This window comes from Vibrio sp. CJQ_6, from assembly GCF_043106745.1.
Lineage (GTDB): Bacteria > Pseudomonadota > Gammaproteobacteria > Enterobacterales > Vibrionaceae > Vibrio > Vibrio furnissii.
The window spans coordinates 925,371-951,825 of the sequence record NZ_JBICMV010000008.1 but is presented as its reverse complement, the minus strand read 5'-3'; the positions used below and the strand labels follow the sequence as shown (position 1 = coordinate 951,825).

Annotated in this window: 27 protein-coding genes; 15 read left to right on the top strand and 12 right to left on the bottom strand. The window is 48.8% G+C overall.

The genetic code is table 11. The features are described from left to right. Window positions 1–2 precede the first annotated feature (2 nt). The 10 genes from ccoO to ttcA all read left to right on the top strand — a co-directional run bounded on the left by ccoO (window position 3) and on the right by ttcA (window position 8,568). Window positions 3–623 carry a cytochrome-c oxidase, cbb3-type subunit II gene (ccoO, locus tag ACF8PK_RS06515; RefSeq protein ID WP_004725967.1) on the top strand — a complete coding sequence of 207 codons (621 nt, stop codon included), beginning with the start codon at window positions 3–5 and terminating at the stop codon, window positions 621–623. 11 nt (window positions 624–634) lie between these two features. Then, a complete protein-coding gene (locus tag ACF8PK_RS06510; protein ID WP_038151150.1) occupies window positions 635–808 on the top strand; it encodes a CcoQ/FixQ family Cbb3-type cytochrome c oxidase assembly chaperone in 174 nt (57 codons plus the stop codon). Further along, window positions 808–1,785 (top strand): cytochrome-c oxidase, cbb3-type subunit III, encoded by a 978-nt coding sequence (ccoP, locus tag ACF8PK_RS06505; RefSeq protein ID WP_004725963.1) that lies wholly within the window; start codon window positions 808–810, stop codon window positions 1,783–1,785. Before ACF8PK_RS06510 ends, ccoP begins: the two co-directional genes overlap by 1 nt. An 85-nt stretch (window positions 1,786–1,870) precedes the next feature. Next, window positions 1,871–2,353 carry a FixH family protein gene (locus tag ACF8PK_RS06500; RefSeq protein ID WP_041942545.1) on the top strand — a complete coding sequence of 161 codons (483 nt, stop codon included), beginning with the start codon at window positions 1,871–1,873 and terminating at the stop codon, window positions 2,351–2,353. Between the two features lie 4 nt (window positions 2,354–2,357). Beyond that, on the top strand, window positions 2,358–4,730 hold the full coding sequence (locus ACF8PK_RS06495) for a heavy metal translocating P-type ATPase (RefSeq protein ID WP_392440574.1): 2,373 nt from the start codon (window positions 2,358–2,360) through the stop codon (window positions 4,728–4,730). Further along, window positions 4,731–4,904 carry a cbb3-type cytochrome oxidase assembly protein CcoS gene (ccoS, locus tag ACF8PK_RS06490; protein WP_004725957.1) on the top strand — a complete coding sequence of 58 codons (174 nt, stop codon included), beginning with the start codon at window positions 4,731–4,733 and terminating at the stop codon, window positions 4,902–4,904. It abuts the gene before it with no gap. Continuing rightward, window positions 4,901–5,575 carry a sulfite exporter TauE/SafE family protein gene (locus ACF8PK_RS06485; protein ID WP_392440573.1) on the top strand — a complete coding sequence of 225 codons (675 nt, stop codon included), beginning with the start codon at window positions 4,901–4,903 and terminating at the stop codon, window positions 5,573–5,575. Before ccoS ends, ACF8PK_RS06485 begins: the two co-directional genes overlap by 4 nt. A gap of 90 nt (window positions 5,576–5,665) precedes the next feature. Further along, on the top strand, window positions 5,666–6,418 hold the full coding sequence (locus tag ACF8PK_RS06480) for an FNR family transcription factor (RefSeq protein ID WP_014205085.1): 753 nt from the start codon (window positions 5,666–5,668) through the stop codon (window positions 6,416–6,418). 130 nt (window positions 6,419–6,548) lie between these two features. Then, window positions 6,549–7,496, top strand: coding sequence for a universal stress protein UspE (gene uspE, locus ACF8PK_RS06475; RefSeq protein ID WP_004725950.1), 948 nt, complete (start codon window positions 6,549–6,551; stop codon window positions 7,494–7,496). 139 nt (window positions 7,497–7,635) lie between these two features. Further along, window positions 7,636–8,568, top strand: a complete 933-nt coding sequence (ttcA, locus tag ACF8PK_RS06470; RefSeq protein ID WP_004725949.1) for a tRNA 2-thiocytidine(32) synthetase TtcA — start codon at window positions 7,636–7,638, stop codon at window positions 8,566–8,568. A 66-nt stretch (window positions 8,569–8,634) separates the two neighbouring features. Here ttcA and ACF8PK_RS06465 read toward each other — a convergent pair whose 3' ends face one another. From ACF8PK_RS06465 to ACF8PK_RS06455, 3 genes are read right to left on the bottom strand one after another with little or no spacing between them, the layout of a single operon-like run. Further along, window positions 8,635–9,297 carry a DUF2987 domain-containing protein gene (locus ACF8PK_RS06465; RefSeq protein WP_004725947.1) on the bottom strand — a complete coding sequence of 221 codons (663 nt, stop codon included), beginning with the start codon at window positions 9,295–9,297 and terminating at the stop codon, window positions 8,635–8,637. 2 nt (window positions 9,298–9,299) lie between these two features. Further along, window positions 9,300–10,097 carry a glucosaminidase domain-containing protein gene (locus ACF8PK_RS06460; RefSeq protein WP_041942544.1) on the bottom strand — a complete coding sequence of 266 codons (798 nt, stop codon included), beginning with the start codon at window positions 10,095–10,097 and terminating at the stop codon, window positions 9,300–9,302. Further along, complete coding sequence (locus ACF8PK_RS06455; RefSeq protein WP_004725944.1) at window positions 10,090–10,899, bottom strand: hypothetical protein; 810 nt, start codon at window positions 10,897–10,899, stop codon at window positions 10,090–10,092. The genes ACF8PK_RS06460 and ACF8PK_RS06455 overlap by 8 nt, the downstream gene beginning before the upstream one ends. Window positions 10,900–11,224: 325 nt before the next feature. On the opposite strand from ACF8PK_RS06455, the gene potA reads away from it, so the two are divergent. From potA to ACF8PK_RS06430, 5 genes are all read left to right on the top strand, one after another. Beyond that, a complete protein-coding gene (potA, locus tag ACF8PK_RS06450; protein ID WP_004725943.1) occupies window positions 11,225–12,361 on the top strand; it encodes a spermidine/putrescine ABC transporter ATP-binding protein PotA in 1,137 nt (378 codons plus the stop codon). Further along, on the top strand, window positions 12,345–13,202 hold the full coding sequence (gene potB / locus ACF8PK_RS06445; RefSeq protein ID WP_014205083.1) for a spermidine/putrescine ABC transporter permease PotB: 858 nt from the start codon (window positions 12,345–12,347) through the stop codon (window positions 13,200–13,202). Before potA ends, potB begins: the two co-directional genes overlap by 17 nt. Beyond that, on the top strand, window positions 13,202–13,972 hold the full coding sequence (potC, locus tag ACF8PK_RS06440; RefSeq protein ID WP_004725940.1) for a spermidine/putrescine ABC transporter permease PotC: 771 nt from the start codon (window positions 13,202–13,204) through the stop codon (window positions 13,970–13,972). Before potB ends, potC begins: the two co-directional genes overlap by 1 nt. Window positions 13,973–14,071: 99 nt before the next feature. After that, window positions 14,072–15,103 (top strand): extracellular solute-binding protein, encoded by a 1,032-nt coding sequence (locus tag ACF8PK_RS06435; protein ID WP_004725938.1) that lies wholly within the window; start codon window positions 14,072–14,074, stop codon window positions 15,101–15,103. Between the two features lie 123 nt (window positions 15,104–15,226). Beyond that, a complete protein-coding gene (locus ACF8PK_RS06430; protein ID WP_004725936.1) occupies window positions 15,227–16,267 on the top strand; it encodes an extracellular solute-binding protein in 1,041 nt (346 codons plus the stop codon). A 93-nt stretch (window positions 16,268–16,360) separates the two neighbouring features. On the opposite strand, the gene cobB is transcribed toward ACF8PK_RS06430, so the two are convergent. From cobB to ACF8PK_RS06385, 9 genes are all read right to left on the bottom strand, one after another. Further along, window positions 16,361–17,098, bottom strand: a complete 738-nt coding sequence (gene cobB / locus ACF8PK_RS06425; protein WP_004725934.1) for a Sir2 family NAD+-dependent deacetylase — start codon at window positions 17,096–17,098, stop codon at window positions 16,361–16,363. 170 nt (window positions 17,099–17,268) lie between these two features. After that, window positions 17,269–18,489 carry an ammonium transporter gene (locus ACF8PK_RS06420; protein ID WP_158140784.1) on the bottom strand — a complete coding sequence of 407 codons (1,221 nt, stop codon included), beginning with the start codon at window positions 18,487–18,489 and terminating at the stop codon, window positions 17,269–17,271. Window positions 18,490–18,804: 315 nt separating this feature from the next. Next, window positions 18,805–19,227: a hypothetical protein gene (locus ACF8PK_RS06415; RefSeq protein ID WP_014205079.1), complete on the bottom strand. Its 423-nt coding sequence runs from the start codon at window positions 19,225–19,227 to the stop codon at window positions 18,805–18,807. Continuing rightward, entirely contained in the window at window positions 19,214–20,275 is a 1,062-nt protein-coding gene (locus ACF8PK_RS06410) for a formate dehydrogenase subunit gamma (RefSeq protein ID WP_041942686.1), read from the bottom strand. Before ACF8PK_RS06410 ends, ACF8PK_RS06415 begins: the two co-directional genes overlap by 14 nt. Window positions 20,276–20,281: 6 nt before the next feature. After that, a complete protein-coding gene (gene fdh3B, locus ACF8PK_RS06405; protein ID WP_004725926.1) occupies window positions 20,282–20,890 on the bottom strand; it encodes a formate dehydrogenase FDH3 subunit beta in 609 nt (202 codons plus the stop codon). 11 nt (window positions 20,891–20,901) lie between these two features. After that, entirely contained in the window at window positions 20,902–23,757 is a 2,856-nt protein-coding gene (locus ACF8PK_RS06400; RefSeq protein ID WP_392440572.1) for a formate dehydrogenase subunit alpha, read from the bottom strand. Window positions 23,758–23,767: 10 nt separating this feature from the next. Further along, a complete protein-coding gene (locus ACF8PK_RS06395) occupies window positions 23,768–23,968 on the bottom strand; it encodes a twin-arginine translocation signal domain-containing protein (protein WP_392440571.1) in 201 nt (66 codons plus the stop codon). A gap of 73 nt (window positions 23,969–24,041) precedes the next feature. Then, window positions 24,042–24,650 (bottom strand): molecular chaperone, encoded by a 609-nt coding sequence (locus tag ACF8PK_RS06390; protein ID WP_392440619.1) that lies wholly within the window; start codon window positions 24,648–24,650, stop codon window positions 24,042–24,044. Window positions 24,651–24,713: 63 nt separating this feature from the next. Then, a complete protein-coding gene (locus ACF8PK_RS06385) occupies window positions 24,714–26,375 on the bottom strand; it encodes a 4Fe-4S binding protein (protein ID WP_392440570.1) in 1,662 nt (553 codons plus the stop codon). Between the last annotated feature and the right edge of the window lie 80 nt (window positions 26,376–26,455).

The following is a 26,455-nucleotide window of genomic DNA, read 5'->3' as shown; positions in this document are numbered from 1 at the left end:
GAATGAGTAATAATTCTAATAATCGCCACGAAATCATTGAGCGTAATGTCGGTTTGTTGGCTATTTTCATCGTTTTTGCGATCAGTTGGGGCGCGTTGGTTGAAATCACACCGTTGATTTTCCAAAAGCAAACAACTGAGCCGGTTGAAAACCTGAAGCCTTACACGGCATTGCAACTGGAAGGTCGTGATATCTACATTCGCGAAGGATGTAACGTCTGTCACAGCCAAATGGTGCGTCCATTCCGTTCTGAAACTGAACGTTATGGTCACTACTCTGTTGCCGGCGAAAGTGTGTGGGAACACCCATTCTTATGGGGTTCTAAGCGTACTGGTCCGGATCTCGCGCGTGTTGGCGGCCGTTATTCTGATGAATGGCATCGTGTTCACTTGATGAATCCTCGTGAGCTGGTTCCAGAATCAAACATGCCAGGCTTCCCGTGGCTCGCTGAAAATGTCCTTGACGGAAAATACACTCAACAAAAACTTGAGCTGTTCCGTGACAAATTTGGTGTGCCATACACTGATGAACAAATCGCGAATGCGACAAAAGATGTGGAAGGTAAAACGGAGATGGATGCCATTATCTCTTACCTTCAGTCTATTGGTCATGCAATGAAATAACAGGGGTAATTATGGATATCGGTACTATTCACAGTATTTGGACCATAGTGCTTTTCGTCTGCTTTATTGGCGTTGTTTGGTGGGCTTACGGCAAGAAACGTAAAGCTCGCTTTGATGAGGCTGCCAATTTGATTTTTGCTGACGAACAGCAAGCGCCCTCAAAAAAACAAGGAGTGACTAAGTAATGACAACATTCTGGAGTCTATGGATTACCGTCATCACACTTGGAACCCTGTTCGGCTGTGCTTTCCTGCTCTTTTGGTGTCTGAAAGACAAAATGGGCGTGGAAGAAGGCGTAGACATGGGCCACGAGTACGATGGTATTCGCGAAATCAACAACCCATTGCCAAAATGGTGGACTTACCTATTTGTAAGTACATTCATTTTTGCGGCGGTCTACCTGACTCTTTACCCGGGTCTGGGTAACTTTAAGGGCGTGTTGGGTTGGCAAAGTTCTGACCAGCGAGTTCGCTCACTGGAAGAATCAAAAGCCTCGATTGCGGCTGCTCAGGATAACAAAACACTGGTGCAGTACGCGAAAGAACTCGACGATGCAGACACCTATTTTGGTGAAGCATTCAAACGTCTGGCTTACAAAGATGGCGGCTCAGATCTGCGCCCTATTCCTGAAATTGCAGCCGATTCCGATGCACTAAAAGTTGGACAGCGTTTGTTCTTACAAAACTGTTCTCAGTGTCACGGTTCAGATGCGCGTGGTCAGAAGGGGTTCCCTAACCTAACTGACAATGCGTGGCTGTATGGCGGTGAACCTGATGCTATCGTGACGACAATTCGTCACGGACGTATCGGTCAAATGCCAGCATGGAAAGATGCGCTGGGTGAACAAGGCGTTCAGGAAGTCGTGAGCTATGCTCTGAGCTTATCGGGTCGTTCTGTGAACGCTCGTGAAGCCGAAGCGGGTAAAGCACGCTTTGTTGTGTGTGCCGCGTGTCACGGTACTGACGGTAAAGGTAACCCAGCTGTAGGTGCCCCAGACCTGACAGACCAAGACTGGCTGTTTGGCGACTCACGTGCTGCGGTCACTGAGACTGTATCGAACGGTCGCTCAGGTGTGATGCCTGCATGGATTGATATCCTCGGTGAAGACAAGGTGCAACTGGTTGCGGCTTATGTCTGGAGCCTGAGCAATTCAGAAAAATAAGTAACAGTCCAATAACAGCCCCTTTCCAAAGGGGCTGTCTTTCTCTTAAGTTAGAGCCTTCTTATTTGTTGTAGAGAACTTTTTTATGGTAAAGCCTTGGTATAAACAATTCTGGCCGTGGTTTCTGATTATTCTTCCGCTTACGGTCGTTGTCTGGACAATCATCACTGTCATCGTGTTTTCCAATAACTCAGTATCCTTGGTGACGGAGGATTACTATAAAAAAGGCAAAGGCATTAATATTGATTTGTCGAAAATTCATGTGGCCAAAGAGCTCGGTCTCAACGCGTCGGTCTATTCTGACGGGAATGACATTGTGATCGAGTTGGATAAAGGTAAGCTTGAGCACTACCCGGCCGTTCAAGCCATGTTTGCACATCGCACGCTCCCTGACCGTGATTTCTCCATGTTATTAACCGCGGATGCAAAAGGCCGTTATCGAATTGTTCGCGATAACGAACTTCAAGGCCCTTGGTTTATTGAATTGACGCCTCACAATAGCGAATGGTTGGTTCAAGGCCGAGTCACGTTCCCTTCTGAGTCTCCAACTCGCCTGATGAATGATTAATGCCATGACGACAGCGTGTTATCACTGCGGTGAAGATGTCCCAGCCAACACGGATTTTAAAGTCGAGATTCTCGGAGAAGACCGAGAAATGTGTTGTCTTGGATGTCAGACGGTGGCGCAGACCATCGTTGAAAACGGCCTTGTCTCCTACTACCAATTTCGCACGGCACCTGCTGAAAAAGTGGAGTTGGTACCTGAGCAACTGAAATCGCTCATTCACTACGACAATTCCGATGTTCAAGCCGAATTTGTGCGCAATCAAGGAGATTGCAGTGAAGTGACATTGTCACTTGATGGCGTGTCTTGTGCTGCGTGTGCTTGGCTCATTGAAAAGCAATTGGCTAACGAACCCGGCGTGCTTTCGATTCGTGTCAACACCACCACCAACCGTGCGCTGCTGAGTTGGGATAAATCCAAAGCCAAATTAAGCGAGATTCTCAGCCAAATCCACAAACTGGGATACAAAGCTGCACCATTTGAAGCAGACCAACATGAAGCGTTTTACCACAAGACGATGAAGCAATACCTTTATCGTCTCGGCATTGCGGGCCTTGCCACAATGCAAGTGATGATGTTGGCTGTCGCGTTGTATCTCGAAGCCTTCGGCGATTTGGACACGGAGTTTAAAAACTATTTTCGCTGGGTCAGTTTGATCTTCGCGACCCCCGTTCTGCTCTACTCGGCATTGCCATTTTACTTTAACGCGTGGCGCAGTATTAAGGGTCGAACGCTTGGCATGGACGTTCCGGTGTCAATTGCGCTGATCTTTGCCTATGTGGCGAGTTTGGTTGCAACGGTGACCCAACAAGGCGAAGTCTTTTTCGAATCCATCTCCATGTTCACATTCTTCCTGTTGGTTGGACGTTTTCTTGAGATGCGAGCACGCCGTAAAGCGGCGGCGGCCAGCGGTAATTTACTCAAATTGATCCCGGCGATTGCTACCACGCTCGATGGTCAGCAAGTGCCAGTGAAAACGCTGCAATTGGGCGATCGAATTCGAGTGCTTCCTGGGGAACATATTCCTGCTGACGGTCATATTCGACAGGGACGCGTCCATGTCGATGAGTCCATGTTAACGGGTGAATCGCTACCAGTGGTTAAAAGTGTTGGCGATGCGGTATTTGCGGGTACCCTCAATGGAGAAGAGGCGTTTGAGCTGGAAGTGACGGCATCGAAAGCCGATTCGGTCATCTCCAATATCGTACGTCTTCAAGATGATGCCCAGTCGTCCAAACCTCGTATTGCTGAAGTGGCAGACGTTGTGGCGCGTTATTTTGTTGCAGTCATTTTGATTATTGCCGCCGGGACATGGTTCTATTGGCATGAAGCAAACCCAGATGATGCGTTTTGGATCATGTTGTCTGTTTTGGTCGCCACCTGCCCTTGTGCGCTCTCTTTGGCCACTCCGACGGCGCTCACGTGTGCCACATCACGCATGGGGAGCTTTGGGATTTTGCTTCGCAAGAGCCACGTGTTTGAAACGTTGTGTAAGGTCAATCACTTGGTGATCGACAAAACGGGCACCTTGACGCATGGTAATATCGAAATCGGCCAAGTGGTTCTTCATTCGTCGTGGACGGAAAAACAATGTCTGGCGCTCGCAGCGTCGTTGGAACAACACGCGAATCATCCCATTGCCAAGGCATTTAGAACGTACGCGGATACAACGTTTGCTGTAGAGCAAGTACGGAACGTGATCGGCTCTGGCGTTGTGGGCCGATACGGAACACATGACGTGAAGATCGGTAGCGCGAAATTTGTATTGGATGACATTCACCAAGGTGAAGTGAACGCCATTTATCTCGCGGTGGACGGTGACCATGTCGCGACCTTCCATTACCAAGACCCAATACGAAAAGAAGCAAAAACATTTATCGACAAATTTCACGATGCTGGCATCAAAATTACCTTGTTGACCGGCGATTCTGAAGCAAACGCGCAAACCGTCGCTCGTCAGATGGGCATTGATCATGTGGTTGCTCAGGCTAAACCAGAAGATAAACTGGCGTACTTGAATCAAATCAATACCCAAGATATCACCATGATGGTTGGCGATGGCATTAACGATGCGCCGACGCTTGCTGGCGCGCACATTTCTGTGGCGATGGGTGGCGGCACTGACGTCGCGAAAGCGTCGGCCGACATGGTTTTACTTGGTGATAGGTTGGATAAATTGTTAGAGGCTCGCACGTTAGCGCTGAAAACTCGACGTATTATTCGTGAAAATCTTGCGTGGTCTTTGGGCTACAACTTACTGATTTTACCTTTGGCGGTGGCGGGATTAGTTGCACCCTATGTGGCGGTGGTGGGTATGTCTGCCAGCTCAATTATAGTAGTATCCAACTCTCTTCGTTTGTTGAAAGAACAAGGTAAGTAAATGGAAAGCCTCTATATTCTGATCCCGATTGCGATTGTGCTTGTGTGTGTCGCTGTTGCCATTTTTTTGTGGGCAGTGAAAAGCGAGCAGTTTGAGGATCTGGAGCGTCAGGGGCACAACATTTTGTTTGAAGATGATGAGCACGCCGATCAATCCGGTAAGGATAAACAATGAGCCCCGATTTTATCGGCGCCTTTGTGATTGGCTTATTGGGTGCTGGTCACTGCATGGGTATGTGTGGCGGTTTGGGGTCGCTGCTCACCTTAAATCATCAAACGAATCCAGCTATGCCGCTGCTATTCTATAATCTCGGCCGTCTTGGCAGCTACATGGTGTTTGGTGCCATTGTTGGCGGGTTAACCGCCTCTCTTTCTGCCGTTGCGGATCTCAATCATTTTTTGGTTTGGTTACGATTGCTGGCCGCGATCCTGATGATTGGTCTTGGCTTGTATGTGGGGCGTTGGTGGTTTGGTGTCCTCAAGCTCGAGGCGTTAGGACAACGTCTTTGGAAAGGCATTTCGCCTGCCGGTAAAGCACTGTTGCCTTTGAAAAAGAGTTGGTATGCCCTGCCGTTTGGTTTCATTTGGGGCTGGTTGCCATGTGGCTTAGTGTATTCAATTTTGACTTGGGCCGCGGTTTCAGGTGGTTTTTTGCAAGGCGCACTTGTGATGGGGGCGTTTGGTTTAGGCACATTACCCGCGATGCTGTTGGTCGGTTTTGGGGCAACAAAAATAAAAGAGTTGCAACAATCGAAAATATTTCGTCATATAGCGGCAATATTTATTATCGTTTACGGCGTTTATACCGGTGTCGGAGCCGTAAACATGCTGATTACCTTAGTTTAGGTAGTTGATTCTTTGCACAATTATTTTCGCTATCCTTTGGGGTTAAGGGATGCTAAAATATTGATGTATATCAAATAGTGAAAGGTTGTTATGATTTCTGAAAAGCCTGCTGCAAAACGCATTCAATCCGGTGGTTGTGCAATTCATTGTCAAGACTGCAGTATTAGCCAACTTTGCATCCCGTTTACTCTGAATGAATCAGAGTTGGATCAGCTTGATCAGATTATCGAGCGTAAAAAGCCGATTCAGAAGGGTCAGGAACTGTTTAAAGCTGGTGATGATCTGCGCTCTCTGTACGCAATTCGTTCAGGCACCATCAAAAGCTACACCATTACTGAACAAGGTGACGAGCAAATTACCGCTTTCCATCTTGCCGGTGACTTAGTCGGTTTTGATGCGATTACCGGTGATTCTCACCCCAGTTTCGCGCAAGCGCTTGAAACATCTATGGTGTGTGAGATTCCATACGAAATTCTTGATGACCTGTCTGGCAAAATGCCTAAACTGCGTCAGCAAATTATGCGCCTGATGAGTAATGAAATCAAAGGCGACCAGGAAATGATTCTGCTGCTATCGAAGAAAAACGCTGAAGAGCGTCTGGCAGCGTTCCTGTACAACCTTTCAACGCGTTTCTCTCAGCGTGGATTCAGCCCTCGTGAATTCCGTCTGACCATGACACGTGGTGATATTGGTAACTACCTTGGCTTGACGGTTGAAACCATCAGTCGCCTACTGGGTCGTTTCCAAAAGTCAGAAATTCTGAGCGTAAAAGGTAAATACATTACCATTCTTGATCATGATGCGCTGATGGAATTGGCTGGCGTCTCACAAGAAAGCAAGTAACATCAATGAAGTAGCTCATTAATGAGCTACTTCATACTTCTCCGATTTTCCTTCCTAAATAGCTAAAACTCTTCGATTAACTACGCTAAAGTAAAAGTAAGAAATCTCCTCCACTCACAAGGAGTTTGTTATGAGTATCTATAGCAAAATCTTAGTTGTTGCCGACATCAATCATGATGAGCAACCTGCCCTCGCCCGTGCGATGCAACTGGCTGCTAAAAGCAAATCAACCAGCCGCATTACGTTTTTCCTGTCTATCTATGATTTTTCTTACGATATGACATCCATGCTCTCTGTTGATGAGCGTGACGCCATGCGCAGAGGCGTAATTCACCAGCGTGAGCAGTGGATGAGAAAAGTCGCGGAATCTTATGTTGATGAGTCGGTGATGTTTGATGTCAAAGTGGTTTGGCATAATCGCCCTTACGAAGCGATCATCGGCGAAGTATTTGCCGGTGAGCACGATATCCTCATTAAAGGCACGCGCAAGCATGATGTGTTGGAGTCGGTGATCTTCACGCCGACTGATTGGCACTTGTTGCGTAAATGCCCTACGCCAGTGCTGTTGGTCAAAAACGCAGAATGGCCGGCAGATGCAAATATCGTCGCGTCTGTCCATGTCGGCTCAGAAGTTGAAACGCATCTGCAATTGAACGACATCATGGTCGAACAGTTGCTGTGCCTGACGTCACGCTTGGGAGCAACGCCTTATCTGGTGAACGCCTACCCGGTCACACCTGCCAATATTACGATTGAGCTGCCGGAATTTGACCCCACCACCTACACGGATGCGGTACGCGGTCATCATTTAACATCGATGAAAGCGCTGCGTCAGAAACACGGTATTGATGAAGCACAAACCATGGTTGAACAAGGGTTGCCAGAAGATGTCATTCCTGAGGCGGCCACCAAACTGAACGCGGCGATGGTGATTCTGGGAACCACGGGCCGTACGGGGTTATCTGCCGTATTTATCGGGAACACCGCCGAACATGTGATTGATAAAATCAATTGTGACGTGTTGGCATTGAAACCACCTGGCTACATTAGCCCGCTAGATCCCAAAACAGCCAGCTAACCTGATCACCATGGTGATGAATCCCCGGCCTGAGTGCTGGGGATTTTTTCTTTTCTAGCACGGATAGCACTAGCATCTGGATAATTTATCCGTATCATACGCACTTCATTTTGTTTTGAAGAAGTAAGACTGCAGGCTGATGACAGAGCAAACACAAGAGTTGACCAAAGCTCAACAATACAATTTCAATAAACTGCAAAAGCGCATTCGTCGTAATACTGGTCAGGCTATCGCTGATTTCAACATGATTGAAGATGGCGACCGCATCATGGTGTGTCTGTCCGGCGGTAAGGACAGCTTTACCATGCTCGAAATTTTGATGAGCTTACAGAAAAGCGCACCGATTTCGTTTTCTCTGATTGCCGTTAACCTTGATCAGAAGCAGCCTGGCTTCCCTGAACACATTCTGCCTGAGTATTTGGCTAGCCTTGGCGTAGAATACAAAATTGTCGAAGAAGACACCTACTCGATCGTTCAGGACAAAGTTCCTGAAGGTAAAACGACGTGTTCACTGTGTTCTCGTTTACGCCGTGGCATTCTTTACCGCACCGCAAAAGAGCTAGGTGCGACAAAGATTGCTTTGGGCCATCACCGCGATGACATCATCGAGACATTGTTCTTGAACATGTTCTACGGCGGTAAAATGAAAGGCATGCCGCCAAAGTTGGTCTCTGACAACGGTGAGCACGTGGTGATTCGACCATTGGCCTATTGCCGTGAGAAAGACATCATTAAGTATGCTGACATGCGTGGTTATCCGATCATTCCTTGTAACCTATGTGGTTCACAACCAAACATGCAGCGTCAAAACATCAAACAGATGCTCAATGCGTGGGACAAGCAGTTCCCGGGTCGTATTGAGTCTATGTTCCGCGCGATGCAGAACGTGGTACCAAGCCACTTGGCAGACTTTGAACTGTTTGATTTCAAATCCATCGACCGCGATTCTGGCGTGATCAATGGTGGTGACATCGGCTTCGATAAAGAAGAGATGCCCACCCAACAGGTTGAAGACGAAGATTTGGTGATGGAGTTTGACCCAAGTTTAAAATTAGATGTCACGAATATCTAATAAAAACAAAGGCTGCGTATGCAGCCTTTGTTTTATCTCTGTATCGATGGATGAACGTTTCGAATGCTATTTTTTGCCTTTTGGCAGATAAGGCAACACGCGCGTTGTGGTTTCAGGCAGCATCATCCAACCGTCTTGGCCGATTTGCGCCAAATCAACCTGTGCTTTCCCGTGAATGACGGGAATGCTTTCGCCGCTGCTGAGTTCGATCGTCGAATTCAGATCGTTGGCAAATTCCAGCGTCACACCCGTCACCGCCGGTGTAAACCAACTGGCAAACATGCCGCCTAAATCTTCCAGTAAGCTTTGCATCTGTGGCAGCAACGTTTCAACTTGCGCGTAAGTCACTTTGCCTTCAAGTGGTGCTTTTGTCATGACCACCATGGAAAAATCGCAGCGGCGATCATTCGGCGTATCAACAAACACCAACGGGTTGGCTTGGCGAAGATTATTATCCAGTGGCACAATCAACTCATGCCCCGCCGATGGCGTCAGCGCTTCGTAGTGCTCCTCTTTCTCCATCCATGCTTTTTCAATGTGACAAAGTTGTTTGTTGTCGGCATCGACAAAGAAAAAGCCAACTTTGACATCTTCATGGTTGTCTTTCACGTTGTTTTTCATCTGTGAGTACAGTTTTGAATAGGTAAACATGTACTCTTGCGCCCAGGTTGGCGCAGAGAAGCTCGCGCAAAGTGTCGCGAGCATTAAGGATGACAGTGTTTTTTTCATGCTTAGTTGAGCCAATATTTTTGGTTGTGACGGATCATGGTTTGAAGATCTGCCACATAATCTGCGCCGCGTTCTGAATACTTCAGCAGACCGTTCGTGAGTTCAACAGCAGTCTCGACACTGAGTAAGTTGTTTTGGTCTTGGCGTAGATCGTAACGAATTTTGCGTAAGTCGTAATACGCAGCGTTGCGGTTCACGTTCATGAAATAGCGATGAATCGATTCTTGGACCGAGCTAAATTTCGCCACTTCATGAGTCATGCCTTCGGCACGTGCCCGAGGCACCAAACCACAGCCCTCAGTGTAACACCACTGACCAAAGTAGTTGTTTGCTTCGCGGGCAAAGCGTGATGTACCCCATGCTGATTCATTGGCGGCTTGAGTCAATACCAGCGCTTCTGGGAGGACGTCCACACGATGCAGCATGATGGCCAGCCATTTGTCGTCGACTTGGTTGTCGGTCAACGCCACATTGTATAGACGCGCTAAGTGTTTCGCATCATCGAGATCTTTTTCGGACACCCGATTTTTCTCAAAATTGTCTTTGATGCGCTTGATAATTTTACGCTCTTTCATGACGCGCTCGTTTTCCAGCGCGATCCCAGGTTTCAGGTAAGAGAAAAATGCATGCTTTTTCTCTGGAATATCGCTGATGGCGGCGAAATCTGGCGCATCAGACACAGCCTGACCATTCATCTCAATCGACATTGAGTCGGTCGAGTGTTGTTTGACATAGTAAACGCTGCAGCTAGCAATCACAGCAACGACAGATAAAGCGAGATACTTATTCTTATTAAGCATTAAACACCTGTGAATCTTGGTTATTATCATTGTTATCGTCGTCATGGTTTGACGATGTGGTGACGATCTTAAGGCGAATACCAAACATATTGCGGTAAATAATGCCTTTGACATGGAAGAAAAATGGCAGCACAAAGATAAGGCCAATGCCATAAAAGATTGCAGCGGCGACGAACATCATCATCATGACGATGTAGATGACGACCAGCGGCAGAATTTTCTTGTTGACGGCGCGCAGTGAAAGTAGCAATGAACGCATCGGTGTCACTTGCTTTTCACAAATCAGAAGCACTGAGTTGCTAAACGCCAATGAAAGATACATCGACAACAGCGGGAACAGCATGCCCGCCACGCCTTGTAGTACTAACCCACATAGTGTGGCAATGATCACCGGCACCGTGTATTGCAGGCCTTTGCTGATATGGCCAGTTTTGGTCTTCAACCCTGCTGCGTGGCTCATTGCCATCAGACACACACCAGCATAAATCGGCGCGCTAACCACTTCATAACTGAAGTTTGCGATAAATATTGCCTGCACCAGACCTTGTGGGAACACGCCGTCTTGAGCGATGGCAGAGACAATAATCGATGGATCACCAAGTTGCAGTTTGAGTGCGATAAAGAAGATCGCAACCTGAACGACAATGAGCATCACAATGGCAGGAGAAAAGGACAGAAAATGTTTAATGGTGCAGTCAAAGGCTTCTTTAAATACCTCTCCAATCTTGAGTTGATACTGGCCCGACAGAGCGCGCTCAACCGTTCCTCCCAAATTGAAATCTTTTTCGATATCGTTATTCATAATGTGCCCTAAGTTGGCTTGTCAAAAATGCGACCTATACAAGACAGATAAAATACTCGGTCATTATACTGAAATGCTACCGAGTCTAAACTCTGTGTGCCAAACTCGTCTTGCTTTCTGGAAACTATGGTTGATAATTAACCACTTGAAACCATTAAGAGTTAAGCGAAACGCCTATGGTAATTAATCTTTACTTTTAGGTGCAAAATTTTTTCTGTTTCAGAATAAGAAAAAACTTTGAATTCGTTTCCATGATGATTATGATTCGCGCCTTACTTGGTGTATTGCTACAGGTCTAATCAGTAGAGCGAATCTACGGACCAAGGTGGGAGAAAAACAGACGTTGAACGAACAAAATTCAGTAGGAAAGCCAGTTATTCGTCTTTCTGGCATTAGTAAAAGTTTCGATGGTAAGGAAATCATCAGTCGCTTAGATCTTGATGTAAACCACGGTGAATTCCTAACCATATTGGGGCCATCTGGTTGTGGTAAAACCACCGTCCTGAGAATGATCGCCGGTTTTGAGACGGCAGATGAAGGTCAAATTCTTCTTGATAGTCAAGATGTTACTTCCGTTCCTGCTGAGCAAAGACACGTCAACACTGTCTTCCAAAGCTATGCACTCTTTCCGCATATGACGGTATTCGAGAACGTTGCATTTGGTCTGCGTATGCAGAAAGTGCCAACGGCAGAGATCGAACCTCGCGTTCTAGAAGCACTGAAGATGGTGCGTCTTGAGCAAATGGCTCAACGCAAACCGCATCAACTTTCTGGTGGCCAGCAACAGCGTATTGCGATTGCTCGTGCTGTTGTCAACAAACCTAAAGTATTGCTGCTGGATGAATCGCTGTCTGCACTGGATTACAAATTACGTAAACAGATGCAAATCGAGCTCAAACAGCTGCAGCGTCAATTAGGCATTACCTTTATTTTCGTAACTCACGATCAGGAAGAAGCCCTGTCGATGTCGGACCGTATCATCGTGATGCGTGACGGTGTGATCGAACAAGATGGCTCTCCACGTGAAATTTACGAAGAACCGAAGAACCTGTTTGTTGCCCGCTTTATCGGTGAAATCAACGTGTTCAACGCCGTGATGCAAGAGCGTCTGGATGAAAAACGCGTGCGTGTTGAAATCGAAGGCGTTGATTCGGTCGTTTATTACGATCAAGACGTTAACTCGGGTGATAAGTTGCAGGTTCTGCTTCGTCCTGAAGATTTGCGCATTGAAGAGATTAAAGAGTCTGAAACCAACGGTATTTTGGGTCGAGTGACCGATCGTACCTATAAAGGCATGACGCTGGAATCGATCATTGAACTAGAAGATTCTGGTATGCGCGTACTGGTTAGCGAATTCTTTAACGAAGATGATCCGGATGTGGACCACTCTATCGGCCAGAAAGTCGCAATCACTTGGGTTGAAAGCTGGGAGGTAGTCCTCAATGATGAGCAAAAAGCTTAGTCTTCAAAACGCGATCATTACCCTCATTGTTGGTTGGTTGGTTCTATTTGTTCTGATCCCTAACCTTATGATCGTGGGGACCAGTTTTCTAACGCGTGATGAAGCCAATCTGATTGACCTCACATTCACGCTTGAAAACTACGCGCGTTTATTGGATCCGCTATATGCCAAAGTCATGCTGCATTCGTTCTACATGGCGATTGTGGCCACTATTTTGTGCTTGATTATCGGTTACCCATTTGCCTACATCGTGGCCAAAATGCCCGAGAAATGGCGCCCGATCATGCTGTTTTTGGTGATTGTGCCGTTTTGGACTAACTCTCTGATCCGTACATACGGCTTAAAGATTGTTCTGGGGACGCAAGGGATTTTGAACCAAGCGCTGATGGGCATTGGTTTGATTGATACTCCGATTCGTCTGATGTACACCGAGACTGCGGTCATGATTGGTCTGGTTTACATTCTGCTGCCATTTATGATTCTGCCGCTCTACTCTGCGATTGAGAAACTAGACGGCACTTACATTGAAGCGGCGCGCGATTTGGGCGCGAACAAACTGCAAACGCTCACCAAAGTGATCCTGCCTCTGACAATGCCGGGTATCATCGGCGGTTGTTTGCTCGTGCTGCTTCCGGCGTTGGGCATGTTCTACATTGCTGACCTGCTTGGCGGGGCGAAGAACTTGCTCATTGGTAACGTGATTAAGAGCCAAGTGCTGAACGCGCGTGACTGGCCGTTTGGCGCTGCAACCAGTATTGCATTGACGATGGCCATGGCGGTCATGCTGTATGCGTACTACCGCGCGGGTAAACTGTTGAACAAAAAAGTGGAGCTAGACTAATGGGAAGAGCAGTTAGATTTAGCTTTATGAGCTTAGTGTACTTATTTTTGTACCTACCGATCATCGTGCTAATTGCCAACTCGTTTAACGACAACAAATTTGGCATTAAATGGGGTGGATTTACGGTTAAGTGGTACCACGCTCTTGTTGCCAATGACAGCTTGATGCAAGCGGCTTGGCACTCCTTGAACGTAGCGGTCTTTTCTGCCACGGCGGCAACCATCATTGGTAGCCTGACAGCAGTTGCCCTATTCCGTTATCAGTTCAAAGGCAAAGGCATGGTCAACGGGATGCTATTTGTTGTGATGATGTCCCCAGATATTGTCATGGCAATTTCTCTACTTGCGCTATTCTTAGTGTTGGGTGCAAAACTGGGCTTCTTTACCCTGTTGATTGCACACATTACATTCTGTTTGCCATTTGTGGTGGTGACGGTTTACAGCCGCCTCAATGGGTTTGACGTAAAAATGTTGGAAGCCGCAAAAGATTTGGGTGCCAGCGAATGGGTGATTTTGAAAAAAATCATTCTGCCTTTGGCAAAACCTGCGGTTGCTGCGGGTTGGTTATTAAGTTTCACTCTGTCGCTAGATGACGTGATTATCAGCTCATTTGTGACTGGACCAACCTACGAAATTCTACCTTTGAAGATTTACTCGATGGTTAAAGTGGGTATTTCGCCAGAAGTCAACGCACTTGCTACAGTGATGTTAGTGATTTCTTTAGTACTTGTTATCACTTCACAGTTGTTAGCAAGGGAAAAAGTGAAGTAGAATTCAATTTCTTAAAAAGCACGAAACAGAATGACTCACGTCATTCTGTTTTTCTATCTAACGCCCGAATGGGCAACGTTTGGTTTGGAGCTAACGTCAATGAAAAAATGGGCTACTCTATTGGCTGGTAGTGCATGTGCGCTTTCACTGTTTACGGGTACAGCAGCAGCGGAAGATAAAGAACTGGTATTTATGAACTGGGGACCGTACATCAACAGCGGCATTCTGGAACAATTTACTAAGGAAACAGGCATCAAAGTGATTTACTCGACTTACGAGTCGAATGAAACACTCTACGCTAAGCTCAAAACGCATAACGAAGGTTACGATCTGGTTGTTCCATCAACCTACTTCGTTTCTAAGATGCGTGATGAGGGTATGCTTCAGAAAATTGATAAATCTAAGCTTTCAAACTTCAAAAATTTGGATCCAAACTATCTGAACAAACCTTATGATCCAAACAACGATTACTCGATTCCTCACGTTGTTGCGATCACAGGTTTGGCAGTGAACACCGACATGTACGATCCAAACGATTTCCAAAGCTGGGGCGACCTGTGGAAACCGGAATTGGCCGGTCAGTTGATGCTGATGGATGACACGCGTGAAGTGTTCCATATCGCACTACGTAAACTGGGTTACTCAGGTAACACCACTGACGACAAACAGATTGACGAAGCTTACGCTGAACTACAAAAACTGATGCCAAACGTTTTGGTTTTCAACTCGGATAACCCAGCGGCACCTTACCTGTCTGGTGAAGTTGGCCTAGGCATGTTGTGGAACGGTTCAGCAGCAGCAGCGCAAAAAGAAGGTCTTCCTCTGAAACTGGTTTTCCCGAAAGAAGGCGGTATCGGTTGGGTTGATAACTTTGCGATTGCATCTGGCGCGAAAAACGTAGAAGCGGCACACAAGATGATCGACTTCTTGCTGCGTCCTGAAATTGCAGAGCAAATCTCACGTGACACGGGTTACCTCACTGGCGTGAAAGCATCGAACGACAAGTTCCAAGACATCGCACCACTCTTCCCTTCTCAAGAAGATCTGGACCGTGTTGAATGGCAAGCAGCTGTTGGCGACAAAACTGTGAAGTACGAAGATTACTTCATGAAGCTTAAAGCGGGTCAGTAAACTCCGAAAATGAATGAAATAGGCAGCCTTGGCTGCCTATTTTTTTTTGAGCTGGTATACTCTTCCCCCCAAATGAACACGCTCCTGCCTGGCTAGGCTCTTGCACTACATCATGGAAAAGTAATGAAAAGTAAACTGTATGCTGGCGCACTATGCGCTGCGACTCTATTCACTACCAATGCAATTGCTGACGACCAACAACTGTATTTCTACAACTGGTCTGAATATATTCCTAACGAAGTCTTGGAAGATTTCACTAAGGAAACTGGTATTAAAGTCATCTACTCGACCTATGAGTCCAATGAAAGCATGTATGCGAAATTGAAAACTCAAGGCTCGGGTTACGATTTGGTTGTGCCATCAACCTATTTCGTTTCAAAAATGCGCAAAGAAGGTATGTTGCGCGAAATCGATAAATCAAAATTGAGTCATTTTTCGGATTTGGATCCTAACTATTTGAACAAGCCTTTCGATCCGGACAACAAGTACTCGATTCCTTACATCTGGGGCGCAACTGGTATTGGTATCAATACTGACATGCTGGACAAATCTTCCGTGAAAAACTGGGGCGACCTGTGGGACGCGAAGTGGGAAGGTCAGCTGATGATGATGGATGATGCACGTGAAGTGTTCCACATCGCGCTTAGCAAACTTGGTTACTCACCAAACACCACCGATCCCAAAGAAATCGAAGCGGCTTATCACGAACTGAGAAAGCTGATGCCAAACGTGTTGGTCTTTAACTCGGATTTCCCAGCGAACCCATATTTGGCGGGTGAAGTTTCTCTGGGCATGTTGTGGAATGGTTCTGCATACATGGCTCGTGAAGAAGGCGCGCCAATTGAAATCATCTGGCCAGAGCAAGGCACGATTTTCTGGATGGACAGCATCGCGATTCCAGCCGGTGCGAAAAACGTAGAAGCTGCGCACAAAATGATCGACTTCCTCCTGCGCCCTGAAAATGCAGCGAAAATTGCGTTGGAAATTGGCTACCCAACGCCAGTAAAAACCGCATACAGCCTGCTGCCTGCTGAATTTGCAAATGATCCGAACGTCTTCCCGCCTCAATCTGTGATGGACAGTGGCGTTTGGCAAGATGAAGTCGGCGAAGCCGCCGCACTGTACGAAGAGTACTTCCAAAAGCTTAAAGTGAATTCAAAGTAATTCGCAACCAAGCAAAAAGCGGCCATTGGCCGCTTTTTTTATCCCAGTCTCTCCATCACGGTATCTACCGCCTATTGGCGCGCGATGTTATCGTCACGCGTGCTTGATGGTCGGTTCTTGCAATGCCAGAATTTCTTCGACCAGACGTGGGACTTCCACGCTGGCTTTACCGTAGCGTTTCTCGGCGAATTCACTTTCTACCGCACTCGGCTCTAAGTTAATTTCAATCGTGTGCGCGCCATGCATTTTCGCGTCGTGGACAAAACCAGCCGCTGGATACACCACGCCGGACGTGCCAATCGAAATAAATAGATCCGCTTGTTCCAACGCAGCATAGATGTCGCCCATGCGCAGTGGCATCTCCCCAAACCACACAATGTGTGGACGCATCTGCGACGGCATCTGACAGCAATGACACAACTCGCCAGTGAGAATGTCATCTTTATGCTCAACCACTTGATTGGAGACGCTACAGCGCGCTTTCAGTAGCTCGCCGTGCATATGGATGATGTTTTGACTGCCGCCACGCTCGTGCAGGTTATCGATATTTTGAGTGATGATGGTGACGCTGCCTTCGAGTGCTTTCTCTAACTTACCTAGCGCGATGTGCGCAGCATTGGGTTGGATACTCTCAGACTGGAGTTTACGGCGGCGTTGATTGTAGAAATCTTGGACGAGATTCGGATCTCGCTCAAACCCTTCCGGTGTCGCGACATCTTCGATTCGGTGATTTTCCCATAGTCCGTCTTGGGCTCGGAAAGTTTGAATCCCGGATTCTGCCGAGATGCCTGCACCCGTCAGTACAACAACATTGCGATACGGAAAATTCATACAACGTCCTTTTATTTTGCTTTTCGGCTAGCTTAGCACCGATGCCCCGACATCCCTAGCTTTGCGGGTTAGACCATAGTATTAATTCAAACAACTATGCCCTCTTCTGTGAGCCCAAATGCAAAAAGAGCAGGTTCATCACCTGCTCTTTCATCCCAGAGTGTGGCGTACTACTCTTCGTTCACCGAAGAGATTTTATGGATTGCCAAATCGGCCCCGTTAAACTCGTCTTCTTCCGAGAGACGCAAGCCTGAAACGCGATTCAGCGCGCCGTACACGACAAACGCACCAACGACCGCAACCCCAATGCCCAATCCGGTTCCCAGCACTTGCACGACGAAACTAACACCGCCCATGCCGCCCAATGCAGCTTGACCGAAGATCCCCGCAGCAATGCCGCCCCACGCGCCACATACGCCGTGCAATGGCCAAACGCCCAGCACATCGTCAATTTTGGTTTTGTTTTGTAACTGCGTAAACAGCCACACGAACAACGCGCCAGCGATCGCACCCGTCACCAATGCGCCAAGTGGATGCATTAAATCCGATCCCGCACAAACTGCGACTAAGCCTGCTAACGGGCCATTGTGAATGAAGCCGGGGTCATTTTTGCCGGCAATTAACGCGGCTAAAATCCCGCCAACCATGGCCATCAAGGAGTTCATCGCAACCAAGCCGCTAATGCCGTTGAGGGTTTGCGCGGACATAACGTTGAACCCAAACCAACCCACACTGAGGATCCACGCGCCAAGCGCTAAGAACGGAATGTTCGATGGTGCGAAGTTGGTGTGTTTGCCAGCGCGAATGCGCCCTTTCCGCATGCCCAGAAAAATCACTGCAATCAGCGCAATCCAACCGCCGACACCATGCACGACCACGGAACCTGCGAAGTCATGAAACCCGACGCCGAAGCTGGATTCAAACCACGCTTGAATGCCGTAATTTCCGTTCCAGATGATGCCTTCAAAGAATGGATACACGATCCCGACGGTGAAAAATGTCGCCATCAATATAGGGTAGAAACGGGCGCGCTCTGCAATGCCGCCTGATACGATGGCGGGGATTGCTGCGGCAAACGTCAATAGAAAGAAGAATTTTACCAACTCATAACCGTTCCCCTGCGACAACGTTGCGGCATCAGAAAAGAAGTTGGCGCCGTAGGCAATCCAATACCCAATAAAGAAATAGGCAATGGTGGACACGCCAAAATCGGCCAGAATTTTCACCAGCGCATTGACTTGGTTTTTCTTTCGGACGGTTCCCACTTCCAGAAATGCAAATCCTGCATGCATCAAAAACACCATAATGGCGCCAAGCAGCAAAAATAAAGTATCTGAACTTTGGGTCAGGGTTTGAACGGCACCTTGTACCTGACTTACGGTTTCACTCATTCTCATTTACTCCATAACAAAGTAGTGCACTAATCCTGTGCTACTCGTTTAAATTTTCACCAAGTTGGTGAGGTTATTCTATTTTTTCACTGATAGAGCAAGATACGTTCCAATGATTGAAGGTTATATTAATGACTGATGAGCAATTAATAAGTGATTGAAATGATTTAAATAAGTAAAAAGATGAGTTGAAACGTGGTGAATGGGTTGGTTTATGCTGGTGCGGACAATGCACCAATATGGAGAAATGGCACTACTTTGATGCGCACTGGAATGTTGCGCAAAAAAACACCCGGTATAAAACCGGGTGTTGAATCAGAGATTAGGGCCGTTCGATGGCTTATGCGGAATATCGCTTTTCAACTGCTTCATCCCCTGCACCATGCGCCCGATCCAGATCAGCATGGCAAAACACGCAATCAGTGCGCCGATGTAAGGAATGGCGTACCCCACACTGTTGAGCCAAGAATTGGCGTACCAGTATCGGTTAACGCCAATAATCAAGCCGTTGGAGGTCGCAACGGTGACAAGCAAGACCACAAAGAAAGTCAGAAACAAGAAGAAGCTGCGAATCAGCCCATAATAGTGAGAATTCGCCACCTCCCCATCTTCGTTCTTGTCCAGACGATAGCCCGCGTAAATGATCCCAATCACGCCGGATACCAAACAGGTGAACGGTGTCAGTAAGCTGGCGATATAAACAAACCACACGGCGCCGTTTTGACTAGCGGGTTTCATGCTTAGGCTCTCCTGTCACAACGTGATGTGTCTTTTCAGCGGCGTCCGCTTCTTCGATTTGGCCTTGCTGCTTCATCTCTTCGTACCAAAGATCGTGATGCTCTTTGGCCCAAGTTTCATCAACTTTGCCAGTGACCATCCCTTCTAATGCACCCTCCATACCGAACAAACCAATGTAAATATGGAAGATGAAACCGCAGATAAGAATCAACGCGGAAATCATGTGCACCAAATTCGACAGTTCCATATCACGGCGCGTTTGGCCGAAGATGGGAAAATCCAACACCAATCCACTGAATGCCGCGAACGCGCCAAAAAAGATCAGCAGCCAATAAATGGCTTTCTCACCACCGTTGGAGAAACCGGCCGACGGGTGGCTGCCTTTGTGTTTGCCTGCCATGCCGCCCAGCTTCATAAACCAATGCAGATCCACTTTGCTAAACAGTGACTTACGCCACCACTTGAGCAGAATAAACACCAGCAACACAAAGAATATCGGCCCCATGTAGTTATGGTACTGCTTGGCGGCATACACAATGAATCCCCAAAGATCCGTCGGCACATAGGGTTTCAAAAAGTGTTTGCCATACACCAGCATCAAGCCACTGAACGCAAGGGTTAAAAAGGTAAACGCCATGCTCCAGTGCAGCGCGCGGTCCAAACGCGACCAACGTTTCAGTTTCCGCCCAGTTCTCGGCTTACTCAGCATCAGCGGCCCCATAACCACATAGGCAAAAATCACCATCGCGATACTGCCAAAAATGGCGACTGCGCCAGCCGGTGACATCCATTTTTCTTTCAAGATGAACCAGGTTTCGCCGGGTTTGCTGATCAATACGCCATGTTCAGGGGACTGAGACGTGGTATAGCCCGACTCTCCTTGGCGAACCTGACGCCAGTAATCTGCGCCTGCCAGTTGCGTGATTTCTCTTTGCACCACATCCGGTTTGCTTTTCTCTTCGGCAAACGAAGGTTGAACAGCAAAGCACATCAGTGCTGCCAGTAACGGCAGCACATAACGAGTGGCGCGCATCCAAATATGTCGCATCACCACTTAGCTCCTTGTTGCATCGTAAGAGAGATCTTCACCATCGGTCCAACCGGCACCTTTGGCACCACGTTCCACCACACGCTGGCGGAAGATGTCAGACACTTTCTCGGCATCACCCGCCATCAGTGCTTTGGTTGAGCACAGTGACGCACACATCGGCAGTTTGCCTTCGGCAATCCGGTTGGCGCCGTATTTCTTGCGCTCTTCTTCCGAACCCGGCTCGGTTTCCGGGCCGCCAGCACAGAAAGTACATTTGTCCATCTTGCCGCGTTCACCAAACGCCGACTGTTTTGGAAACTGCGGCGCGCCAAACGGACACGCAAACAAGCAGTAACCACACCCGATGCAGAGATCTTTGTTGTGCAGCACGATCCCGTCTTCGGTATGCACAAAACAGTCAGCCGGACACACCGCCATACACGGCGCGTCGGTACAGTGCATACACGCCACCGAGATCGAGTTTTCGCCCGGTTCGCCATCGTTTAACGTCACCACGCGGCGGCGCTGAATGCCCCACTCTAGTGCGTCGTCGTTTTCATTCTTACATGCCGTGACACAACCGTTACACTCGATGCAGCGTTTGGTATCACATAGAAATTTCATTCTGGCCATGATTGCGCTCCTTACGCTTTACGAATGTTACACAGGGTGACTTTGGTTTCCTGCATTTGAGTGGTTGGATCGTAACCGTAGGTGGTCGCAATGTTCGCGGAATCACCGACAACGTAAGGTTGCGTGCCTTCTGGATACTTGCTGCGTAAATCTTCGCCTTGATAAATACCGCCGAAGTGGAATGGAATGAACGCCATGCCCGGTTTCACGCGGCGTGTGACCATGGCTTTGACATGGATGCGGCCTTTCTCAGCCCCTTCCACCCAGACGTATTCGCCATCTTTGAACCCGAGATCGTTGGCATCTTTCGGGTTCACTTCCACAAACATCTCTTGTTGAAGTTCCGCCAGCCAAGGGTTCGAACGGGTTTCTTCACCGCCCCCTTCGTATTCCACCAAACGACCCGATGTCAGAATGATGGGGTACTCTTTCGAGACGTCTTTGTCCTGAATCGATTTATACAGCGTTGGCAAACGATAGATTGACTCGGCATCATCCCACGTTGGGTAATCGGCAATCAGGTCGCGACGCGGCGTATAGAGCGGTTCGCGGTGCAAAGGCACGCGGTCTGGGAACGTCCAGACAATCGCGCGAGCTTTGGCGTTGCCAAACGGAATACAGCCATGCTTGATGGCAACGCGTTGAATGCCGCCGGACAAGTCTGTTTTCCAGTTTTTGCCTTCGGCTTCCGCTTTCTCTTCGGGTGTCAGATCGTCCCACCATCCAAGGTGTTTCAGCAATTTGTCGCTGAATTCTGGATAGCCGTCTTCAATTTCACTGCCTTTGGAGAAACTGTCTTCTGACAATAAGCTCTTGCCTTCAAATTCGACCCCATAACGCGCGCGGAATGTCCCGCCGCCTTCGGCCACAGGTTTTGACGTATCGTACAGGATGTGCGTGCCGGGGTGCTTCATTTCTGGCGTGCCCCAACAGGGCCAAGGCAGACCGTAAGTTTCACCATGTACAGGGCCGCCTTCTGCTGCCAAGGTAGTTTTATGGAAGGTATGCCAGTTTTGTTGGTGTGCTTTGAGGCGTTCTGGGCTTTGGCCGCTGTAACCGACGGTCCACATGCCTTTGTTGAACTCACGCGTGACGTCTTCAATCACCGGTTGATTGTTCTCGACACGAATGTGTTTGAACAGCTGGTCGGCGATGCCCAATTTCTTCGCCATCAAGTACATGATTTCATGGTCGGGCTTGGCGTCAAACAGCGGTTGAATCACTTGATCGCGCCACTGAATCGAACGGTTCGATGCAGTCACGCTGCCGTAAGTCTCGAATTGCGTCGTTGCTGGTAGCAGATACACGCCATCAGTGCGGTCGTTCATGACTGCCGCTACCGTTGGGTACGGGTCAACAATGACCATCATGTCGAGCTTTTGCATCGCTTTCTTCATTTCGACGCCACGGGTTTGCGAGTTCACCGCATGGCCCCAGTAGAACATGGCGCGAATGTTGTCGCGCTGCTCGATGTTCGCTTTGTTTTCCAGCACGCCATCAATCCAGCGAGAGACCGGAATGCCCATGTTGTTCATCGGTTTCTGACCGCGATATTCGTTTTGGTCGAAACGATCTTTGAGCCATGCAAAATCAAGATCCCAAACGCGGCACCAATGTTTCCACGCCCCGTTGGCTAAGCCGTAATAGCCCGGCAATGTGTGCGACAACACGCCAAGGTCGGTCGCGCCCTGCACGTTATCGTGACCACGGAAAATGTTAGCGCCGCCGCCTGATTTGCCCAAATTACCCAGTGCCAGTTCCAACACACAATATGCACGAGTATTGTTGTTGCCGGTGGTGTGCTGGGTACCGCCCATACACCACACCACGCAACCAGGACGGTTCTCAGACAGAATTTTCGCAGTTTGATACACTTCGGCTTCCGAAATGCCCGTCACGCGCTCCACTTCTTTTGGGTTCCATTTCGCAACTTCTTCACGAATTTCGTCCATGCCAAACACACGTTGGCGAATGAACTCTTTGTCTTCCCACTGATTTTTGAAGACATGCCATAAAATGCCCCAAATGAACGCGACGTCGGTGCCCGGACGCAGCGAGACAAAATAGTCGGCTTTGGCGGCGGTGCGGGTACGGCGAGGATCCGCAACCACGATTTTGCAGCTGTTTTTCTCTTTCGCGATCAGGATGTGCTGCATCGCCACCGGGTGCGCTTCGGCTGGGTTAGAACCAATGAACAGGATCGACTTACAGTTGTGCATGTCGTTAAACGAGTTGGTCATCGCGCCGTAACCCCACGTGTTGGCGACGCCAGCGACCGTGGTGGAGTGACAAATCCGCGCTTGGTGATCCACATTGTTGGTGCCCCAAATCGACGCCATTTTGCGGAACAGATACGCTTGCTCGTTGCTGTGTTTCGCGCTGCCAAGCCAGTAAACTGAATCTGGGCCGGATTCTTGACGAATTCTTAGTGCTTCATCGCCGATCTCGGTGATTGCTTGATCCCACGAGATCTTTTTCCATTTGCCGCCTTCTAACTTCATGGGGTATTTCAAGCGACGTTCACCATGGCCATGCTCACGCAGCGCTGCACCTTTGGCGCAGTGGCCGCCGGCGTTAAAGGGGTGATCAAATGCGGGCTCTTGGCCGGTCCATACGCCGTTTTGTACTTCGGCGTAAATGCCACACCCGACTGAACAGTGTGAACAAATGGTGCGTTTGACTTCGGTTTTTGCGCTGCGATCCACGTCGCTTGCTTGTGCTTTCTTAATCATGCCCGGCGCAAACAACGCTGCACCGACAGCGGCGCCCCCTGCGGCCAGCGAGGTATTTTTCATGAACGCACGGCGGCTGATACCAAGCTGATTCTTTTCCTTGCTCGTGCTGTCTGAACGTTTGGTTAGTCTCATCACGGCGCTCCTATAGCGTGTCGTAGTAATCACGAATGTGTTGTGTTTCGTGATACCCTTTTTTCAGCGTATCTTTCGCTTCAATGGGCTTTTCGCTCGCGACTGCGTGCTGAGAAACGCCCGTCACGACAGCGCCAGCGACCGCGGCGGTTCCGAGACCTTTGAGCAGCTCACGTCTGCTTTCGTTGATCGGTTTATCTTCTTTCATCATTGCTTCCTTTTCCCTTTCCCGTGATTGAACACGTCGGTGTCAACACGGGTTGGTTCGTCTGCTTTTCTTATCGTCATTGCTGAGCTTTATCGGTGAGGTTTTTCACCTCGATTCGGTGTGTATTACGGCGACTTGCTAGCGCTTGTGTGAGCGCAATATTCTCCAGTGTCAGGAACGCCAACAGTAACTGAGCGACGGACAGATAAAACTGCGCGTGCTGCGCCTGTTGAATTTGGTCCACCAGCTTTTCAAACCACGGTGAAATATGGCGATTAAAGAACGCCTGCTGCGCGCCATCGTTGGCGTCGCACAGATAGGCCATGGTTTCGCACAAGGCGGCTATGTGATCTTCCGGCTCTTTCACCGACGCATCACGCTCCAACCCAAGTTCATTGAGGTGGAATCGTATTTCCGCCAACGGTTTTTCCATCAGCGAACCGGTCAAATGCCATGATGCAAACGGGACCACTTCGCCTCGGCCAATGCCGATGAATAGTTCTTGATACTCTTGCGCAAGCTCCGTTGGCGGCGTGGTTTGCGCGGCTTGTGTTAACGCGCGCCACGCATCAGCCATCGGCGTACCGTTGTTTTCATAGTCCAACTGGCTAAGGAATTCGACCAGTGATGGTGACGGTACATCACGCAGCAACGTCGCCAGCAGCAAATAGATGTCTGAGCGCATCGAGGCGGTGGTGTCCGAGGCGGTGGTGTCGTTCAATGGATCGTGTGGCATCTCTCGTTCTCCTTAGTAGCGCAGTTGTTTTTCGGGATCATTGGCCATCGACTCAAACACATCGACAACGCGGCAGTCTTCACACATCGCAATGCGATCCAGAGACGCTTGATCGGAGAAATGGGAGTGACCACGTAACTTATCTTGCAACATGGTGATCATCGATTGAGGCGCAAACGGCTTGTGACAACGCAGGCATTTCGCCGGCTCTTCTTGATGCAAGGTCATCACCGATTGACGCTGAGTAGCATTCCAATTGAGTTGTTGAACTGCCGTGAGCGCGTTCTCCGGGCAGGCTTTCACACATAACCCACATTGCACGCAATCTTGCTCAACGAATTTCAGCGACGGTAACTCCCCTTCATGATGCAGCGCACGGGTTGGACACACCGCCACACAGCTCATGCACAAGGTGCAATCGGTGGTGGAACATGCAATGGCGCCATAAGGTGCTGTGGCCGCCAGCGGCTGCGCGCTAGGTTCTGTGCCACGCGTTGTCGCCAGCGCATCAAGCGCAATGTATAAACGATCGCGTTTCTTGCCATCTAGCTCGCCAATGTGCAAACCAAGGGGTTCATCACACAAGGTCGGTGCCGCTTCGCGTAGCGATTCGAGATAAAGTATGTCGATGGTTTCTTTGCGAATACCAAGGTGAGTCAAAAAGCTTTGCGCCAGACTTACTTCTTGATTGAGTATGCGCAGAATGGTTGGCGGCATATGACGACTGGCAGCAAACAACACTTGCGTCGCGCCGTTGACCAGCGCGGCAAACCAGGTATCGATCCCCACCGAAGGCAGCTCTTCGACCGTGACTGGCATGACGTTGTCAGGCAGTACTCGCAGCGCCATCAAGTTGTATTGCTCATGACGCGAGCTACAAATCAGCACGATCGGCTTTTCGCCGCCCGCTTGATGATAGTTAAGTAGCAAACGCTCAATGAATTTCTGCGTTTCGGTCGGGTTTGGCAGCGCGTAGTGAATAGCTTCGGTTGGACACGATGTGGCGCAAGTGCCCACGCCTTGACACAAATACGGGTTGATTTGAATGCGATGACCGGTCTGCTCGGAGCCTTCGCTGGATAAGGCGCCGGCTGGACACGCGTCGACACATCGGTCACACCCTTTGACGCCACGCGATGAATGCGCGCACAAATCGGTGTCGAGACGAAAGTATTTGGGTTTATCGAATGTGCCCATCAAATCGGGAATTTCTTCCAGCGCATCGGAGAGTTTCGGAAACCCGCGTCCAACCGGGAAATACCCCGGCACGGGCACTTCTTCACTCATCACCCCGTTGAGCGACATATCCAGCACGATATCGAAGCAGTCGAGATCAAGTGCTGCATTGGCGAGATTCATACGCTTGCCATGATTTTCGACGGTGACGTTAAAAGCCCCAAGAAAGCCGCTGATTTCAACCGTATCCGCAAAATAGAGCTGCTCATGCGTTCCCTGCTCGCCATCAACCGACAGCAGCGTGATGGACGCCATTTGAGATAATTGCAGCACGGTGCGTTCAATCAGACTGGTGGGGCCGAGAATCAATGTATGACCGCCGCTCTCGTAGCTGACGGTCGGTGGGATCAAGTTGGTCAGCTCCACCGTGTTTTCAATGGCAAACCACCGCGCGCTGCCATTGGGTGACGTCGCTTGTTGCAGAAATTGTTTTAACATTGCTCGTTTCCATGATTGAAGCGAATCTTTTGTGTTCGCCCTTTTTTGATGAAAATAGCAATTAGTGTTCCAACCTGATT

Bases quoted from the DNA above. Each gene is read 5' to 3' on its own strand.
- ACF8PK_RS06510 (WP_038151150.1), top strand. From the start codon at position 635: ATGGATATCGGTACTATTCACAGTATTTGGACCATAGTGCTTTTCGTC.
- ccoS (WP_004725957.1), top strand. From the start codon at position 4,731: ATGGAAAGCCTCTATATTCTGATCCCGATTGCGATTGTGCTTGTGTGT.
- ACF8PK_RS06430 (WP_004725936.1), top strand. From the start codon at position 15,227: ATGAAAAGTAAACTGTATGCTGGCGCACTATGCGCTGCGACTCTATTC.
- ACF8PK_RS06500 (WP_041942545.1), top strand. From the start codon at position 1,871: ATGGTAAAGCCTTGGTATAAACAATTCTGGCCGTGGTTTCTGATTATT.
- ccoO (WP_004725967.1), top strand. From the start codon at position 3: ATGAGTAATAATTCTAATAATCGCCACGAAATCATTGAGCGTAATGTC.
- ACF8PK_RS06455 (WP_004725944.1), bottom strand. From the start codon at position 10,899: ATGAATAACGATATCGAAAAAGATTTCAATTTGGGAGGAACGGTTGAG.
- ACF8PK_RS06460 (WP_041942544.1), bottom strand. From the start codon at position 10,097: ATGCTTAATAAGAATAAGTATCTCGCTTTATCTGTCGTTGCTGTGATT.
- ACF8PK_RS06400 (WP_392440572.1), bottom strand. From the start codon at position 23,757: ATGAGACTAACCAAACGTTCAGACAGCACGAGCAAGGAAAAGAATCAG.
- ACF8PK_RS06395 (WP_392440571.1), bottom strand. From the start codon at position 23,968: ATGATGAAAGAAGATAAACCGATCAACGAAAGCAGACGTGAGCTGCTC.
- ccoP (WP_004725963.1), top strand. From the start codon at position 808: ATGACAACATTCTGGAGTCTATGGATTACCGTCATCACACTTGGAACC.
- ACF8PK_RS06435 (WP_004725938.1), top strand. From the start codon at position 14,072: ATGAAAAAATGGGCTACTCTATTGGCTGGTAGTGCATGTGCGCTTTCA.
- ACF8PK_RS06480 (WP_014205085.1), top strand. From the start codon at position 5,666: ATGATTTCTGAAAAGCCTGCTGCAAAACGCATTCAATCCGGTGGTTGT.
- cobB (WP_004725934.1), bottom strand. From the start codon at position 17,098: ATGAATTTTCCGTATCGCAATGTTGTTGTACTGACGGGTGCAGGCATC.
- ACF8PK_RS06485 (WP_392440573.1), top strand. From the start codon at position 4,901: ATGAGCCCCGATTTTATCGGCGCCTTTGTGATTGGCTTATTGGGTGCT.
- uspE (WP_004725950.1), top strand. From the start codon at position 6,549: ATGAGTATCTATAGCAAAATCTTAGTTGTTGCCGACATCAATCATGAT.
- ACF8PK_RS06415 (WP_014205079.1), bottom strand. From the start codon at position 19,227: ATGAAACCCGCTAGTCAAAACGGCGCCGTGTGGTTTGTTTATATCGCC.
- ACF8PK_RS06465 (WP_004725947.1), bottom strand. From the start codon at position 9,297: ATGAAAAAAACACTGTCATCCTTAATGCTCGCGACACTTTGCGCGAGC.
- ACF8PK_RS06410 (WP_041942686.1), bottom strand. From the start codon at position 20,275: ATGCGACATATTTGGATGCGCGCCACTCGTTATGTGCTGCCGTTACTG.
- ACF8PK_RS06420 (WP_158140784.1), bottom strand. From the start codon at position 18,489: ATGAGTGAAACCGTAAGTCAGGTACAAGGTGCCGTTCAAACCCTGACC.
- fdh3B (WP_004725926.1), bottom strand. From the start codon at position 20,890: ATGGCCAGAATGAAATTTCTATGTGATACCAAACGCTGCATCGAGTGT.
- ACF8PK_RS06390 (WP_392440619.1), bottom strand. From the start codon at position 24,650: ATGCGCTCAGACATCTATTTGCTGCTGGCGACGTTGCTGCGTGATGTA.
- ACF8PK_RS06385 (WP_392440570.1), bottom strand. From the start codon at position 26,375: ATGTTAAAACAATTTCTGCAACAAGCGACGTCACCCAATGGCAGCGCG.
- ACF8PK_RS06495 (WP_392440574.1), top strand. From the start codon at position 2,358: ATGACGACAGCGTGTTATCACTGCGGTGAAGATGTCCCAGCCAACACG.
- potB (WP_014205083.1), top strand. From the start codon at position 12,345: ATGAGCAAAAAGCTTAGTCTTCAAAACGCGATCATTACCCTCATTGTT.
- potC (WP_004725940.1), top strand. From the start codon at position 13,202: ATGGGAAGAGCAGTTAGATTTAGCTTTATGAGCTTAGTGTACTTATTT.
- ttcA (WP_004725949.1), top strand. From the start codon at position 7,636: ATGACAGAGCAAACACAAGAGTTGACCAAAGCTCAACAATACAATTTC.